A 17,386-nucleotide genomic window follows, 5' to 3' on the forward strand; every position below is an offset into this window, starting at 1 on the left:
ATCTACGGAAACCGCAGCATGAGCCAGACACACGTCCTGCATCGTTCTCTACGCCAGACACCTCCCGTCGCCGTGCGCGGCCAGGGTGTGTGGATCCATGACAGCGCTGGCCGCGCCTATCTGGACGGCTCCGGCGGAGCCGCGGTGTCCTGCCTGGGGCACAACCATCCCGACGTCCAGGCCGCCATGCACGCACAGATCGACGCGCTGGCCTACGCCCACACCAGCTTCTTCACGACCGACGTCGCCGAACAGCTGGCCGACCGGCTGGTGGCCGACGCGCCGGCGGGCACCTCGCACGCCTATTTTGTGTCCGGCGGATCCGAAGCCGTGGAAGCGGCCTTGAAGATGGCCCGCCAGTATTTCGTCGAAACCGGCCAGCCTCAACGCCGCCATATCGTCGCGCGCCGACAGAGCTACCACGGCAATACGCTAGGCGCGCTGGCGGTGGGCGGCAACGCCTGGCGACGCGCGCAGTTCGCGCCGCTGTTGATCGACGTGGAGCATGTCTCGCCCTGCTACGCCTATCGCGACCAGCGCGAAAACGAAAGCGCCGATCAGTACGGCGAGCGCCTGGCCGTTGAACTGGAACAGACGATCGAACGCCTGGGACCCGACACCGTCATGGCCTTCGTAGCCGAACCGGTGGTGGGCGCCACGTCCGGCGCCGTGACGGCCGTGCCCGGTTACTTCCGCCGTATCCGCGAGGTCTGCGACCGCCACGGCGTCCTGCTCATCGCCGACGAAGTCATGTGCGGCATGGGCCGCACGGGCACGCTCTATGCCGTGGAGCAGGAAAACGTGACGCCCGACCTGATCACCATCGCCAAAGGCCTGGGCGGCGGCTACCAGCCCATCGGGGCGGTGATGGCGCAGCGGCGCATCGTCGACGCCATGCAGCAGGGCAGCGGATTCTTCCAGCACGGCCACACCTATCTCGGCCACGCAACGGCCTGCGCGGCCTCGCTGGCCGTCCAGGAAGTGATCCGCCGCGACAACCTGCTGGAACGAGTTCGAATCCAGGGCGCCGGCCTGAGGCAACGCCTGGAAGCAACGCTGGGCGACCATCCTCACGTGGGGGACATCCGCGGACGCGGCCTTTTCATGGGCGTCGAGCTCGTGCAGGACCGCGCCACCAAGCAGACCTTCGACCCGGCGTTGACGCTGCACGCGCGCATCAAGCGCGAAGCCATGGCGCGCGGCCTGATGGTCTATCCGATGGGGGGCACCATCGACGGCCGCCACGGCGACCACGTGCTGCTGGCGCCGCCCTTCATCATTTCCGACGACGAACTCGACCAATTGACTGAACGGCTGGCCGGCGCGATCGACGCGGCCATCAGCCAGACCGGCGGCTAGCCGCCGCCGGCGCGCGCGAACCTGGGATCCGCGCGCACGGCCCGCCACCAACGGGCACGTGATGATTCAGCACAGGGCGACCCGCGGCTCGCGGGGCTGCCAACCGCCGGCAGAGACCGGCAAATCACGGGGAAAAACCCCAAAAGGAGTTTGCATGACCACGTCCGTCAAACACCCCTTGGGCCATCGCAATGCCTGGACGCTCGCCGCGGCGGGCCTGGCGACGGCATTGCTGTCCGCGGCGCCGGCTCCGGCCGCCGCCCAACAGAAGTTCGTCAGTATCGGCACGGGCGGCGTCACCGGCGTCTACTATGCCGCCGGCGGCGCAATCTGCCGCCTGGTCAACAAAGACCGCGCCACCCACGGCATCCGCTGCTCGGTCGAATCGACCGGCGGCTCGGTCTTCAACGCCAACACCATCAAGGCCGGCGAGCTGGACCTGGGTGTCGTGCAATCCGACGTCGGCTTCAATGCCTTCAACGGCGAAGGCCAGTTCAAGCAGGCGGGCGCATACCCGAAGCTGCGCTCGGTATTCTCGATCCACCCGGAGCCTTTCACCGTCGTGGCGCGCAAGGAGTCCGGCGTGAAAGGCTTTGAAGATCTGAAGGGCAAACGCTTCAACGTCGGCAATCCGGGCTCGGGCACACGCGCGTCGATGGAAGAGCTGCTGGCCACGATGGGCTGGACACTGAAGGACTTTTCACTGGCCTCCGAGCTGCGCCCGGACGAGCATGGCTCGGCGCTGTGCGACGGCAAGATCGACGGCTTTTTCTACGGCGTCGGCCACCCGTCCGCCAACATCCAGGATCCCACCACAAGCTGCGGCGCCAAGCTGGTGCCGCTGACCGGGCCGGCCGTGGACAAGCTGGTCGAAAAGTACCCGTATTACGCGCACGCCACGATTCCCGCAGGGCTGTATCCGGGCAACCCCAACGAGACCAAGACCTACGGCGTGACCGCCACCTTCGTCACGTCCGCCGACGTGCCGGACGCCACGGTCTACACCGTGGTCAAGGCCGTCTTCGACAACTTCGACGACTTCAAGAAGCTGCACCCCGCCTTCGCCAACCTGAAGGCCGCCGACATGGTGAAGAACGGGCTGTCGGCGCCGCTGCATCCGGGCGCCGAGAAGTACTTCAAGGAAAAGGGCCTGCTGTAAGGCCTGCCGCACCGGCACCGCCCGGACTCGAGGCCCGCGCCTTGGAGCCGGGCGAGCTGCCGCTTCCCGCTCGCCCGACGCGCGGGAACACATCGCGCGTGCCGGCTTGGACGCGCGCCACGACATGCAGGGGAATCACATGACAAAAGAGTCGCACGCGCCGACCCCGGATCTGGAACAGCTCGTCGCCGAGGCTGACCGCGGCGGCCGCGACGCTCGCGGCATCGCCGGCGCCACGCTGGCCGCCGGCGCGCTGATCTGGTCCTTCTTCCAGCTCTGGTACGCGTCGCCGATACCGTTCTCGCTGAACTGGGGCATTTTCAACGACACCGAGGCCCGCGCGCTGCACCTGGGCATCGCCATGTTCCTGGGCTACCTGGCCTATCCGGCCAGCAAGCGTTCGCCGCGCGACCGCATGCCCTGGTATGACTGGGTGCTGGCGCTGACGGCGGGCTTTTGCGGCAGCTATCTGTACGTGTTCTATAACGAGCTGGCCGCCCGGCCCGGCCAGCCCACGCCGATGGACGTGGGCACCGCCGTGATCGGCCTGGCCCTGCTGCTGGAGGTCACGCGCCGCGCGCTCGGCCTGCCCATGACGGTGCTGGGGCTGGTGTTCGTCGCGTATGCGCTGGCGGGCCCGTGGCTGCCCGACGTGCTGGCGCACCGCGGCGCGTCGGTGGAACGGCTGATGTCGCACATGTGGCTTACCACCGAGGGCGTGTACGGCGTCGCGCTGGGCGTGTCGGTGTCGTACATCTTCATATTCGTGCTGCTGGGTTCGATGCTGGACAAGTGCGGCGCGGGCAACTACATGATGCAGGTGTCGTTCGCATTGCTGGGGCACCTGCGCGGCGGACCAGCCAAGGTGGCGGTCGTGTCCTCGGCGGTCAACGGCCTGGTGTCGGCGTCGTCGGTCGCCAATGTGGTGACGGGCGGCATCTTCACGATTCCCCTCATGAAAAAGGCGGGCTATGGCGGCGTGCGCGCCGGGGCCATCGAGACGGCCTCATCGGTCAACGGGCAGATCATGCCGCCCGTCATGGGCGCCGCCGCATTCCTGATGATCGAGTACGTGGGCATTCCCTATACCGACATCATCCGCCACGCCATCCTGCCAGCCGCGATCTCGTACATCGCGCTCTTCTACATCGTCCACCTCGAGGCCCTGAAGCTGGGCATCCAGCCTATGATGGCCTCCGGCCCCGCGCGCACGCCACTTCAGAAGCTGGCCGGCTGGGGCATGGGCATCAGCGGCACGCTGCTGGTGATGGGCGCGGTGTACTGGATCGGCACGGGCGTCCAGGCGCTGGCCGGGCCGGCGGCCATATGGGTGCTGCTGACCCTCCTGGCGGGCCTGTACCTGTGGCTGCTGCGCGTGGCCGCCCGTCACCCCGACCTGCCCCAGGACATCGACATCAACCACCCGGTGCGCCCCCAGCCCTGGCCGACGGTCCGGGCGGGGCTGTACTTCCTGATCCCGATCGGCATCCTGGTCTGGTGCCTGAGCGTCGAGGAACTGTCCGCCGGCCTGTCGGCATTCTGGGCGGCCATGGCGATGCTGTTCCAGATGGTCACGCAACGCCCGCTCATCGCCTGGTTCCGCAAACAGCCAGCCGCCCCGGCCTGGCGGCAGGGATGGCGCGACGCCATCGGCGGCCTGCAGGATGGGGCCCGCAACATGATCGGCATCGCCATCGCCTGCGGCACCGCCGGCCTGATCGTCGGCGCCATCACCCTGACCGGGCTGGGACTGCGCATGACGGCTTTCGTCGAACTCGTGTCGATGGGCAATGTGCTGCTGATGCTGATCTTCACCGCCGTCGTGTGCCTGATCCTGGGACTGGGCATGCCCACCACCGCGAACTACATTTTGATGGCCACGCTGATGGCGCCCGTGGTGGTGGAGCTGGGCGCGCAGAACGGCCTGGTCATTCCGCTGATCGCCGTCCACATGTTCGTGTTCTATTACGGCATCATGGCTGACATCACCCCGCCCGTGGGCCTGGCCACCTTCGCGGCCGCGGCCATATCGGGCGAGGATCCGATCAAGACCGGCATCCAGGGCGTGACCTACGCGGCGCGCACGGCCATCCTGCCGTTCATGTTCGTCTTCAATCCGATGCTGCTGTTGATCGACGTGAACTACGGCTGGCAACTGGCGCTGGTCGTGACGGGCGCGACGATCGCGTCGCTGACCTTCGCCGCCGCCACCATGAGATGGTTCCGCACGCGCTGCACGCTGGCGGAAGTCGTGGTGCTGCTGCTGGTCACGTTCATGCTGTTCAGGCCCGACTGGTTCATGGATCATTTCGCACCCAGCCACGAAGACCGCCCCGCCTCCGAGATGTTGGCCACGGCGGCCGCCCTGCCCGACAACGGCCGGCTGACCGTGGTGCTCAGGGGCATCAATCTGGAAGGTGACGAATTGACCAAGACGGTCGCGGTGGCCTTGCCCGCCCTGGAAAGCGGCGGCACGGCGCCCGACGCCGGGCGCAAGCGCCTGGCCGACGCCGGACTGACGCTGATGAGCCTGGGCGACCAGATCCAGATCGGCGGCGTCCGTTTCGGCAGCCGCGCGCAACGCGCCGGCTGGGAACAGGGCTGGGACGTGGTGAACGTAAAGGCGCCCAATCCGCAGCGCTGGTCGGATTTCTGGGTGTACGTTCCGGCGCTGTTGATGTTGGCCGGCATGTGGGCGCGCCAGGGCCGGCGAGACGGCGGCGCTCCGGCGAGCCGTCTGCGAGCCCGCGCCGCCTAGTCAGTCGGCCAGTCGTCGCCAGGGGGGCCGCGCCCCCAGCGTCAGCGCCCGCAGGAACCACTCCACGGGGCCGTAGGCATGGCGCCGCAGCCACCATGCCGACAGCGGTAGCTGCAGGGCAAAGATGACGATCGCGATGGCGAAGGCGGCAAGCGGAGAAACAGCGGCGAACATCCGCAGGCCCCAGGCCGTGAACACGAAGGCGCAGATCACGGACTGCATCAGATAGTTGGTCAGCGCCATTCGGCCGGCGGGCGCCAGCCATGCGCCCACGCATCTGCCCACCCGCGTGCGCAGCGCAAGCAGGAACGCCGCGCCGTAGGACAGGCTCAGGAGCGGCGCAGTCAGCAGGCCGGCCGCCAGGCCGGGCAGTTCCCACACGGCGCTCATCTGCGGCATGGCGGACGTCGCGTACGCCGCCGCGCCCGCGAGTCCCGGCAACAGGCCCAATGCGCACAGCAGCCCCAGCGCGCGTGGTGCGCGCCACGGGTCGGCAAGCGCATTGCGCCGCCCCAGCGCATAGCCCGCCAGGAACATCGCAAAGACGTACGGCCCCTGCACGAACAGCACCATGAACCAGATCGTTTCGGTCAGTTCCTTGATGTGCTGGGCGATGGTGGTGCCGATGGTGCCGCGGTAGGCCTCGATGGAAGCAAGCGCGTCGGCCTTGTACAGCGCCGCGTAGCTGGGCTGCACCGGATCCAGCAGGCTCAGCCCGCCCAGGATGGCCCATACCGCAGAAGCCAGCACGATCAGCCACAGCGCAATGCGCAGCGCCCGCGCCGGGTCCATATGGCGGCATAGCAGCAGCGCCAGGCCCAGCAAGGCGTACGTCACCAGGATGTCGCCCTGGTAGAACAGCACCGCATGCGCCAGGCCCAACGCGGCAAGGCCCGCCAGCCGACGCAGGAATCGCGGCGCGAAAGCCGACGCGCTGCGTTCCGCCGCCGCCATCTGCAGCGTGAAGCTGTAGCCGAACAGGAAGGAAAACAGCAGGTAGAACTTGGTCTCGAACAGCCAGGCCACCAGCCAGCGGACCGCCAGGTCGACCGGACCCGAGAACACCGGATCGGGCACGCCTGCCCCGTAGAAGGGCGAGGCGAAAACCCCGATATTGACCACGAGGATGCCGAACAGCGCAAAGCCGCGCAGCGCATCCACGTGGGCAAGCCGCTGGCGCGAGTGGCCCGGGCCGTTCATGGGTGTTGCGGAGCGGGATGCTGGCGGCGCAACTTGCGCGCGCCGTCAGCGGCGTTGCTCTTCAGACGGGTGGTCGGTGTCAACCCAGCACCGGAGACAGCAGCGGCTGTTTGGGCCGCACGTCCAGCGCGCGGCCCTTGCGGGCGCGCTTGCCCACGTAGGTGGCCAAGGCGGCGCCCACCAGGATGTCCTCGGTCATCTTGTTGCGGTAGATGCCGGTGGCGCGCAACCCCAACGGGCCGATAGGCACGGTCTGGTCCAGCTTGTCCGCGCCGTCCAGGCCCATCAGGATCGTGCCGCGCCCGCCGCCAGAAAGCGACTTGACCTCGTCCAGCCCGAAGACCAGGAACTTGCCCTTTTGCGACAGCAGCGCCAGTTGCTCCGCGCCAGCAAACAGCGGCACGGGACGCAGCATTTCGTCGCCTTCTTCCAGCGTGACGAACTGCTTGCCCGCGCGTTGGCGGCTGATCATGTCGGACAGCTTGGCCGCGAAGCCGTAGCCGCCGCGCGTTGCCAGCAGCCAGCGGCTGTCGCTGGACGCCGCGATCGTGTGGACGATGCGCGTGCCGGATTCGAGGTCGATCATGGTGGTGACCGGCTGGCCGTCGCCGCGCGCCGAAGGCAGCCCGGACACCGGAACCGAATAGACCCGGCCGTTATCGCCCACCGCGATCAGCGTGTCGGTGGTGCGGCACTCGAACGCGCCGTAGAGGTCATCGCCCTGCTTGAAGCCGAATTGCGCGGCGTCGTGGCCGTGGCCCTGGCGGGCGCGCAACCAGCCTTTCTGCGACACCACCACGGTGACGGGTTCGTCCAGCACCTTGGTTTCGAGCACGGCGCGCTCGGCGGTCTCTATCAGCGTGCGGCGGTCGTCGCCATACTGCTTGGCGTCGGCCTCGATCTCGTTGATGAGGAGGCGCTTGAGCGTCATGGGGTTGTCCAGCAGTTCCTGCAGGCCAACCTGTTCCTTGCGTTTGTCGGCCAATTCCTGCTCGATCTTGAATCCTTCCAGGCGGGCCAGCTGGCGCAGGCGCATTTCCAGGATGTCCTCGGCCTGCCGTTCGGACAGCTTGAAGCGTTCCATCAGCGCGGCGCGGGGCTCGTCGGATTCGCGGATGGTCTGAATGACCTCGTCCACGTTCAGGTAGACCACCATGCGCCCTTCCAGCACGTGGATGCGGTCAATGACCTTGTCCAGGCGGTAGCGTGTTCGGCGCACGACGGTGTTGGTGCGGAACGCCAGCCATTCGACGAGGATGTCGCGCAAGCCCTTCTGGCGCGGCCGGCCGTCGGTGCCAATGCAGACCAGGTTGATGGCCGAGCTGCCTTCCATGCTGGTTTGCGCCAGCAGCGTGTTGACGAATTCGTCGCGGTCCACGCGCGAGGTCTTGGGCTCGAATACCAGGCGCACCGCGGCGTCCTTGCCGGATTCGTCGCGCACGGCGTCCAGCAGGTTGAGCATGACGGCCTTGGACTGCGTCTGCTCGGGCGTCAGGCTCTTCTTGCCGGTTTTCACCTTGGGATTGGTGATTTCCTCGATTTCTTCCAGCACCTTCTGGCCGGACGTGCCGGGCGGCAGCTCGTTGACCACCAATTGCCACTGGCCGCGCGCCAGTTCCTCGAACTGCCAACGGGCGCGCACTTTCAGGGATCCGCGGCCGCCGCTGTAGATCTGGGCAATATCGGCCGCGGGCGTGATGATCTGGCCGCCGCCGGCGTAATCCGGCCCGGGGACCATTGCGTACAGTTCTTCGTCCGGCAGCTGCGGCTGCTTGATCAGGGCCACACAAGCCCGGGCGACTTCACGCAGGTTGTGCGGCGGGATTTCGGTGGCCATCCCGACGGCAATGCCCGAGGCGCCGTTCAGCAGCATGACGGGCAGCCGCGCCGGCAACATCTGCGGCTCTTGCTGGCTGCCGTCGTAGTTGGGCACGAAGTCCACGGTGCCTTCGTCCAGTTCGTCCAGCAGCAGCCGGGCGATGGGAGTCAGTCGGGCTTCCGTGTATCGCATCGCGGCGGCGTTATCGCCATCGCGCGAACCGAAGTTGCCCTGGCCGTCGATGAGCGGATAGCGAAGCGAAAAATCCTGCGCCATGCGCACCATGGCGTCGTACGCCGCCTGGTCGCCGTGCGGATGATACTTACCCAGCACGTCGCCCACGACGCGCGCGGACTTGACGGGCTTGGCGCCGGCGCCCAGCCCCATCGCCTGCATGGCGAACAGGATGCGGCGCTGCACGGGCTTCTGCCCGTCGCCCACGTCGGGCAACGCGCGGCCGCGGACCACGGACACCGCGTAGTCCAGATAGGCCTGCTCCGCATAGCGCGCCAGCGTGATGGCGGCGTTGCCGTCGCCGTCGCCGCCGGGCGGGGTGGAGTCGAACAGGCCGGGTTGATTGCTGTCGGTCATGATGTATTCAGTTAGACAATTTCATCGAAGCGGCGCCGATGCGCCTCAGGAGGACGGGGCCAGCTGGGTGTCGGCGACGTGCGCGCGCACTTGGGCGCGCACCGCCTCCAGCGTGGCGGCGTCCTGCCCGCGCTTGGGAATGATCACGCCCTGCAGGGTGCCAAGGATGACGTACAGGTGTTGCGGGGTTTCCTCGACCCGACGCACGTCGGTCCAGTCCATGCGTCCGGACGCCGTGGCGGTGCTGTCCGAAATACCGTCGGGTCCGAAGTCGAGCTCGTGCCGACCCAGATACAGCGTGTCGGGCTGCCGGGCCAGCATGCGGCGCGTGTTCATCCTGACGAGTCCGGGCAGCACGTATTCGTAGGACAACGCCAGCAGGGCCAGGATGCCCAGGCCCACCGCCAGCCCCTGGAAGTACACCGGCAACAGCAGGCCCCAGTTCGGGCCCTTGCCGTCCCAGGTCTGCCACATCAGGTAGGCCAGCAGGGCCACGATCATCAGTACGGCAAACCGCAAGTGGGACCGGTAGCGGCGGCGCCGCAGTTCCGGCCGCTTGTACACATAGGCGGCGAAATCCGCATAGTCGTCGGCCGTCAGGTCGACGGTCATGCGGGCTTGTCCGGGCGCGGAGAGCGTCATCAGATGTCGAGCTCCGCGAGGTTGCCCTTCTCTTCGATCCAGGCGCGGCGCTGCGAGGATTCGCCCTTGCCCATCAGCATGTCGAACATGCGGGTGGTGTCGTCCGGCGTCTGGTCGCCGTAGCCCACGGGCAGCAGGCGGCGCGTATCCGGATTCATGGTGGTTTCCCAGAGCTGTTCGGGGTTCATTTCGCCCAGGCCCTTGAAGCGGCTGACGGACCAGGCGCCCTCGCGCACGCCTTCCTTGCGCAGCTTGTCCTGCGCGGCCTCGAGTTCGCCTTCGTCCAGGCAGTAGATCTTGCGGGCGGGCCGCTTGCCTTGCGCCGGGACGTCCAGGCGGAACAGCGGCGGCTTGGCCACGTACACATTCCCGGCTTCGACCAGTTTGGGAAAGTGCCGGTAGAACAGCGTCAGCAGCAGCACCTGGATGTGCGAGCCGTCGACGTCCGCGTCCGACAGGATGCAGATGCGGCCGTAGCGCAGGCCCGACAGGTCGGGAGTATCGCCGGGACCGTGCGGGTCCACGCCGATGGCCACCGAGATGTCGTGGATTTCATTGTTGGCGAACAGCCGGTCGCGATCGACTTCCCAGGAATTGAGCACCTTGCCGCGCAGCGGAAGGATGGCCTGGAATTCCTTGTCGCGTCCCATCTTGGCCGAGCCGCCGGCCGAATCGCCCTCGACGAGGAACACTTCGGTGCGTGAGGCGTCGCTGGATTCGCAATCGGTCAGCTTGCCGGGCAGCACGGCGACGCCCGAGCTCTTGCGCTTTTCGACCTTCTGGGCCGAACGCTGGCGCGCTTGCGCCTGCCGGATGGCCAGTTCGGCCAGCTTCTTGCCGTATTCGACGTTGCTGTGCAGCCAGAGGTCCAGGGCGCTCTTGGCGAAGCCGCCCACCAGGCGGACTGCGTCGCGGCTGTTCAGGCGTTCCTTGATCTGGCCCTGGAATTGCGGGTCCAGCACTTTGGCGGACAGCACGAAGCTGGCGCGGGCGAACACGTCCTCGGGCAGCAGCTTCACACCCTTGGGCAGCAGGCTGTGCAGTTCGGCAAAGCCCTTCACCGCGCCGAACAGGCCTTCGCGCAGGCCGGATTCGTGCGTGCCGCCGGCCGGCGTGGGAATCAGATTGACGTAGGACTCGCGCACGGCGTTGCCGTCTTCCGTCCAGGCGACCACCCACTGGGCGCCCTCGCCTTCCGCGAAGTTTTCGTGGTCGGCGCCGGCGTACTGCTGGCCTTCGAAGAAAGGCACCATCAGTTCGGCGCCGGTCAGGGCCTCGGCCAGGTAGCCGCGCAGGCCGTCCTGGTATTGCCAGGTCTTGGTATCCGCGGTTTTCTCGTTGACGAGCGTCACTTTCACGCCCGGCAGCAGCACGGCCTTGCTGCGCAGCAGGTGAGTGAGTTCGCCCAGCGGGATGTTCGGGCTGTCGAAATACTTGGCGTCCGGCCAGACGCGAACTCGGGTGCCGGATTTCTTGCGGCCGCCCTGGTCGTAAGGCGCCAGGGGCTCGGCGACGTCGCCGCCCTTGAAGACCAGGCGGCTCACCGCGTTATCGCGCCAGACCACGACTTCCAGCCGGGTCGCCAGCGCATTGGTGACGGACACGCCAACGCCGTGCAGGCCGCCGGAGAAGGCATAGGCGCCGCCGCCGGCCTTGTCGAACTTGCCGCCGGCGTGCAGGCGCGTGAACACCAGTTCGACGACGGGCGCATTTTCTTCGGGATGCAGGCCGACGGGAATTCCGCGTCCGTCGTCCTCGACGGACACGCTGCCATCGGCATGCAGCGTGACCTGGATCTGTTTGCCGTAGCCGGCCAGGGCCTCGTCTGCGGCGTTGTCTATAACCTCTTGCACGACGTGCAGCGGGTTTTCCGTGCGGGTGTACATGCCCGGGCGCTGGCGCACGGGCTCCAGTCCCTTCAGGACGCGAATGGACGCCTCGTTGTAACGTGGAGTGGCCAAGTTATCCCCAACATCTGTGGAAAAAAACCGACATTTTACGGATAAGCCTAGATTCTGCGCGGCTCCGGGTGGGATGCGCACGACCTGACCAGGTCCGATTTCGGTAGGATGATGACAGTCACAGCCGGCGTCCCGGGGTTGGACGGCCCGGAACACGACAACTGCGCCGCGACATCCTACACAAATCCAGCAAACCCTGTTGTTATTAACAGTGGTATGCCTGTTGTTATTGACAGTGGTATGCTTTAGGCCATTCCACAAACAAGAACAACTGCAAGGCGCGTCTTCCACGCGCCTTTTGCTGCCGAACCGAGAATCACCATCATGAGCGACCAAATCAAGAACGTCAGTGACGCGAGCTTCGATGCCGATGTGTTGAAATCCGGCCAGCCGGTGCTGGTGGACTACTGGGCTGCCTGGTGTGGCCCCTGCAAGATGATTGCCCCGATCCTGGAAGAAGTCGCCACCGAGTACGCCGGCCGCCTGACCGTCGCGAAGCTCAACGTGGACGAAAACCAGGGCACCGCCACCAAGTACGGCATCCGCGGCATCCCCACCCTTATGCTCTTTAAAGACGGCCAAGCCGCCGCCACCAAAGTTGGCGCGCTGTCGAAGTCGCAACTTACCGCATTCCTGGACGGCGCGTTGTAAATCGCGTGCTGTAAACGAAGGCGCCGCCCGCGAGGCGGCGCTCATTCAGTACCGCGCGAGCCCGTCCGTGGCGCGCCGCCAGAACCCTCCTCTACTTTTCCCCCAACACTCACCGCGATGCACCTCAACGAACTGAAGGCGCTGCACGTCTCGCAGCTGCTCGAAATGGCCGCTGGCCTGGAAATCGAGAACGCCAACCGCCTGCGCAAGCAGGAACTGATGTTCGCCATCATGAAGCGACGCGCCAAGCAAGGCGAGCAGATCTTCGGCGACGGCGTTCTCGAAGTCCTGCCCGACGGCTTCGGTTTCCTGCGTTCGCCGGAAACCTCGTATCTGGCCAGCACCGACGACATCTACATTTCTCCTTCGCAGATCCGCCGCTTCAACCTGCATACCGGCGACTCCATCGAAGGCGAAGTGCGCACCCCCAAGGACGGCGAACGCTATTTCGCCCTGGTGAAGGTGGACAAGGTCAACGGCGTGGCGCCCGAGGCGATCAAGCATCGCATCATGTTCGAAAACCTGACGCCGCTGCATCCGAATCGCGTCATCCGCCTTGAACGCGACATCAAGAGCGAAGAAAACCTGACGGGCCGCATCCTGGACGTCTTCGCCCCGATCGGCATGGGCCAGCGTGGCCTGATTGTCGCCAGCCCCAAGTCCGGCAAGACGGTGATGATGCAGCACATCGCCCACGCCATCACCACCAACTACCCCGACGCGGTCATGATCGTCCTGCTGGTCGACGAACGCCCCGAGGAAGTGACCGAAATGCAGCGCACGGTGCGCGGCGAAGTCGTGGCATCCACCTTCGACGAACCCGCCACGCGTCACGTGCAAGTGGCCGAAATGGTCATCGAAAAGGCCAAGCGCCTGGTCGAAATGAAGAAGGACGTCGTGATCCTGCTGGACTCGATCACCCGTCTGGCCCGCGCCTACAACACGGTCGTGCCGGCCTCCGGCAAGGTGCTGACCGGCGGCGTCGACGCCAACGCCCTGCAGCGCCCCAAGCGCTTCTTCGGCGCAGCCCGCAACCTGGAAGAAGGCGGCTCGCTGACCATCCTGGGCACGGCGCTGATCGAAACCGGCAGCCGCATGGATGAAGTCATCTATGAAGAATTCAAGGGCACCGGCAACTCCGAAGTCCACCTCGAGCGCCGCCTGGCCGAAAAGCGCGTCTATCCGTCCATCAACCTGAACAAGTCGGGCACCCGTCGCGAAGAGCTGTTAATCGCCCCCGACCTGCTCCAGAAGGTCTGGGTGCTGCGCAAGTTCATCCACGACATGGACGAAGTCCAATCGATGGAATTCATCCTGGACAAGATGCGCGCCACCAAGACCAACGCCGAATTCTTCGACATGATGAAGAAGAAGTAAGCAGGGTCTTCCGCCCAGAAAATAACCGCCCGTCAGGGCGGTTATTTTCTGGGCTGGATCGATACACGCCCGCGTCTCGCATCGCGCATCGCTCCGACGCGCGGCAGCCGGACAACCCGTCGATTGCTCGCCGCCCGGGATCAATGCTCGATGAATTCCGGGATCCGGCGCGGCGTCGAATCCGCGGGCCGCGGCGTCTCTTTGCCAAGTTCGTTGCCCGAAGCGTCGATGGGCTCGATGCGCGGATCGTCCCAGCTGCCCGTCACCGCATATTGCATGGTCATGGCCCGCGCCAGCGGCTGCTTCAGCAGCCACTGCGTGACAAAGGCGCCCAGGCCGATCAGCGGATTGACCGCCAACGCCGTCACCACGGCGGCGCCGCTGGCGTCAAGGTTGGGAATGACCACCGCCTTCATGTCCCAGCGCTCTTTGACCAGGTTCACCCCGCCGGCCAGCACGATGGCGGCCACGGGTCCGTTGATCTTGTAGCCTTCGGTGTTCAACACGCCGTCCGCGATCTTTACATTTCCGCGGATGGTGTCAAACGGGAATCCGTCGCGCAACAGGTTCGTGGGATTCACATCCAGGCGCGCCAGCCGCTGCAGCGATTGCAGCGACAGCAGCTCCAGCAGACGGGCCGTCCGGGAGTTCACGTGCATGAAGCGCCCGTTATCCAGGCTGACGACCACATCGCCCGTCACGTCGGCAATGTTGTGCGTCCAGGGCAGATTGCGCCAGGTGGCCTTGCCCTGGACATTGCCCTTGCCGCCCGACACGACGTTTTCGAAGCCGATGCGGTTCATGAACTGGCCAATGTCCTCGAGCTTGAGGGCTGCGTCGACGGTCAGACCGCGCCCGGGCCCTTCAAGGGTCCAGTTGCCGGTGGCGTTCAAGGCGGAGGAATCATTGGCGATGGAAAGCTTGTCCAACCGCCACTGACGGCCGCGCTCGAGGTTGGTGCCAATCACCTGAAGCTCGCCCAGGTTCTTGCCATACAGGAAAAACTGCTTGGCCTGCAGATCGATCGCCGGGATGTCCTCCAGGTCGTTGCCGGACGCCAAGGCCTTGTCGGCTTCGTTGGTGTCGCCTTCGGCGCCGAAGGACAAGTGCTTCAGGCGGGCGGTGATCTGTCCGGCGATCGCGCCCGAGGCTTCGCGCCACTCCAGCGTGCCGGCCACCTGGCGGGAATCCAGTTCAACGCGCCACCGCGAAGGGGCGGGCCGCGTGGCATAAAGCGTCAGGTCGTTAAAGGTGAAGCCGCTGGCGCGCAGAACGCCAGCCGCCAGGCTGATGCGCTCCGGCTGCGGCAGGACGGGCTTGGCGGCAGCCTTGCCCCGGGCGGTCGGCACGCTGAATCCGTCGGAGACGGTTTCCCAGCCGTCCATATCCAATTCCGGCAGGCTGGCGTTCAAGCTCAATCCCCGGTCAGGCAGGCTGGCGGGGCGGCCGATGCCCAGCGCGCCCCGCGCGAAATACGAAGGGGCGGAATCGGCGGGGTCCCGCTCAAATAGCGCGTTCACGCCGTCGCCCAGGCTTGCCGTCAGCCAGCGCCGGTTCCTGGCGCCCCGATCCTGCGCCGGCCCCCATTGCAGCTTCAGCAATTGCGAGGCATTGGCGGGCTTGCCGGCCGGCGCGGGCATGTCGATCGCCATGCCGACGAGGTCGGATTCCGCCGAGATGTCGACGGCGCCGCCCTTCTGGTAACCGAGCCTGCCCTTGTAGGCGGCCCTGCCCGAAAAGCGCGACATCGTTGGGGCGCGACTCAATTGCGACAGCCCGGCGCCCGTCAGTGTGCCGTCAAATCGAAGCACGTCGGAACTCTGTGCAAGCGCACCGTGGATGTTCACGGGTCCGCCCAGGAACTGCGCCCGGATGCCCTTCGTTTGCACGCCCTTCTCGGAAAATTCCAGATCGCCGTGCATCTGGCTGAACACGGGCACCTCGGGCATGAACGTGAACGAATTGTCCGAGAACCGGATATGCCCCTGCACCCGCGTATCGTCGGTATTGAGCAGCGGAACGTCCAGATCGAGCGGCATGCGCCAGTCGCCCGTGCCGTGCGCCTCGTCCAGCGCGCCGTCCAGCAGTTCGCCCAGCGGCGAATTGGCGGCCAGGGCCAGATACGCCGACACGGGCCCCGCGGTTTCGCCAGTGACCCGCAGTTGCGAATCGTGCTCCATGTCTGGAATGACGGCCTTCACCGCCCCCAGGGTGACCGTCTGCCCCGGGCCCGTCTGCGCCAGGCCTCCGCCTGCGCTGTCCAGCGCCAGGCTTGCCTTGTCGATGCGAAAGTTGCCCGACAGGTTTTCCAGCATCGGCCAACCCTTGCGGTGTTGCCGCGCGGGCGCATAGTCGACCTTGGCGCCGGAATAAGCGCCTGCAATGACGAACTCGCCGGTGGCGCCGGGCGCACCGAAGGGGAAGTCGTCCAGGTCGCCCTTGAGCGTGATGGCAGCCGAACGCATTTCGCCGGCGGGCAGACCATAGGCCAGCCATTCGCGAGCGTCTGCGTTGACCTCCAGCGGCAGATACCGATGGATGGACGGCATGGCGCCCCGCACCATCGTGCCGCGCAAATCGGCGCTGCCTGCCGCGGTCTTGCCTTCCCGCCGCCATTGCCCTTGCATGCGCACGTCCAGGTCTTCATTGGCCACACGCAGCTGGGCGATGTCCACGAACCAGTCCTTGGCGTCCGGCCCCTTGACCTGGGCGTCGAGCTCCAGATCGTTCACCTGCAGCGTGGGCGCTTCAAACACGCCCGGCAGCGTCACGCTCAATTGACGCACGGCGCCTTTGACGGCCATGTCGGCCGCGCCGGTGCTGCGCCCCAATGGCACGCCGTCGATGCGCACGAAATCGCCGGGCAGCGCGGAAATGTGCAATTGCGCCGAGCCCGCATGAAACGCCGGCCCATCCGACGCCTCCGCCCATGCCACGCCGCGTGCCGCGACGTCGCTGGTCAGCTTGGTGAACTTGCCATGGTCCAGTTGCCACCACGCGCGAGCAGCAAGGCGGCCCCGGATCGCGGGCACGTCGACCCACGGCGACCATGCCAGCGGTTCGAGGTCATCGAATTGCGCAAATAGCTGGCCGCTCCAGATGGACGGGTTCTTCGCGTCGGCGGCAAACAGGCTGCGGTTGAACTCGCCTCGCAGTTCCAGCTTGGGCGCAAGCGCCGCGCCGGCAGATGCCTGCAACACGAACCGATGGGACAGCTTGCCATTGCGCACCAGGAAATTGACGCCATCCAGTTTCAACTCAGGCGCCTTGCGCAGATCGTCCTGCCAGCGCAGCGTGGCGTCGCGCACCAGCAGTTCACGCTGGGCCGCCAACCAGCGCAATCCCGGATGATCCAGGTCGGACGAGTGATCGCTGGCGTTCAGGTCGATGTCCTGACCCGCAACCCACAGGTGATTGGCCGCGTCGCGGCGCAGCGTCAGTTCCGGCTTGTCGAGTCGCAGGCGGACGAGCGTGGGCGACAGCGCGAGCAGGCTGCGCCACGCCACGACAGCGGATACGGACGGCAGAGTCAGCACGGGGTCCGCCTCGTCGTCATAGACCTGGACGGAGGCTAGATCAAGCCTGGGATTGAGCCCTTGCCAATTCGCGCGGATCGCTCCGATCGTAACTCGGGCGCCCAACGCCTGACTGGCGTAGGCTTCTATCTGAGGGCGCCACTGGTCTACCCGCGGGAGGACCCAGTAGCGCACGCCCAGAAACCCGATGGCGACAACGCCATATACGGTCAGCGCGGCCCAGAACAGGCAGCGGAGCACTTTTTTTGGAACAGACACGGATCGGTGGGCAGGAGGAGATGTCTTGCAGTATCGTCCCCACTTATACCTGAAACACGTCCATCCGTCTGCCAG

The 17,386-nt window shown here is 66.2% G+C and carries 10 protein-coding genes; 5 read left to right on the forward strand and 5 right to left on the reverse strand.

All coding sequences use genetic code 11. From position 1 onward, the window contains the following. Window positions 1-18: 18 nt before the first annotated feature. From RT614_RS21655 to RT614_RS21665, 3 genes are all read left to right on the forward strand, one after another. Entirely contained in the window at window positions 19-1,359 is a 1,341-nt protein-coding gene (locus RT614_RS21655; RefSeq protein WP_313624182.1) for an aspartate aminotransferase family protein, read from the forward strand. A gap of 154 nt (window positions 1,360-1,513) precedes the next feature. Continuing rightward, a complete protein-coding gene (locus RT614_RS21660; protein WP_313624183.1) occupies window positions 1,514-2,518 on the forward strand; it encodes a TAXI family TRAP transporter solute-binding subunit in 1,005 nt (334 codons plus the stop codon). A gap of 139 nt (window positions 2,519-2,657) precedes the next feature. Next, window positions 2,658-5,276, forward strand: a complete 2,619-nt coding sequence (locus tag RT614_RS21665; protein WP_313624184.1) for a TRAP transporter fused permease subunit — start codon at window positions 2,658-2,660, stop codon at window positions 5,274-5,276. On the opposite strand, the gene RT614_RS21670 is transcribed toward RT614_RS21665, so the two are convergent. The 4 genes from RT614_RS21670 to parE form a co-directional block, all read right to left on the reverse strand. Continuing rightward, on the reverse strand, window positions 5,277-6,476 hold the full coding sequence (locus RT614_RS21670; RefSeq protein ID WP_313624185.1) for a DUF418 domain-containing protein: 1,200 nt from the start codon (window positions 6,474-6,476) through the stop codon (window positions 5,277-5,279). It lies immediately after the preceding gene. A 79-nt stretch (window positions 6,477-6,555) separates the two neighbouring features. After that, a complete protein-coding gene (parC, locus tag RT614_RS21675) occupies window positions 6,556-8,886 on the reverse strand; it encodes a DNA topoisomerase IV subunit A (protein ID WP_313624186.1) in 2,331 nt (776 codons plus the stop codon). A 45-nt stretch (window positions 8,887-8,931) separates the two neighbouring features. After that, window positions 8,932-9,528: a YcxB family protein gene (locus tag RT614_RS21680; protein WP_313624187.1), complete on the reverse strand. Its 597-nt coding sequence runs from the start codon at window positions 9,526-9,528 to the stop codon at window positions 8,932-8,934. Beyond that, window positions 9,528-11,489 (reverse strand): DNA topoisomerase IV subunit B, encoded by a 1,962-nt coding sequence (gene parE / locus RT614_RS21685; RefSeq protein WP_313624188.1) that lies wholly within the window; start codon window positions 11,487-11,489, stop codon window positions 9,528-9,530. Before parE ends, RT614_RS21680 begins: the two co-directional genes overlap by 1 nt. 324 nt (window positions 11,490-11,813) lie before the next feature. Here parE and trxA point away from each other — a divergent pair, with 324 nt between their 5' ends. Together trxA and rho are read left to right on the forward strand one after the other, a co-directional pair. Then, complete coding sequence (trxA, locus tag RT614_RS21690; RefSeq protein ID WP_313624189.1) at window positions 11,814-12,140, forward strand: thioredoxin TrxA; 327 nt, start codon at window positions 11,814-11,816, stop codon at window positions 12,138-12,140. A 117-nt stretch (window positions 12,141-12,257) separates the two neighbouring features. Further along, a complete protein-coding gene (gene rho, locus RT614_RS21695) occupies window positions 12,258-13,517 on the forward strand; it encodes a transcription termination factor Rho (protein ID WP_043541410.1) in 1,260 nt (419 codons plus the stop codon). Window positions 13,518-13,657: 140 nt separating this feature from the next. Here the strand turns inward: rho and RT614_RS21700 are convergent, their stop codons facing one another. Next, the gene (locus RT614_RS21700; RefSeq protein ID WP_313624190.1) at window positions 13,658-17,293 is read right to left on the reverse strand and encodes a YhdP family protein; all 3,636 of its coding nucleotides are present in this window, start codon (window positions 17,291-17,293) and stop codon (window positions 13,658-13,660) included. Window positions 17,294-17,386 lie beyond the last annotated feature (93 nt).

The sequence above is a fragment of the Achromobacter sp. genome, from assembly GCF_032102605.1.
Taxonomy (GTDB): Bacteria; Pseudomonadota; Gammaproteobacteria; order Burkholderiales; family Burkholderiaceae_B; genus Achromobacter.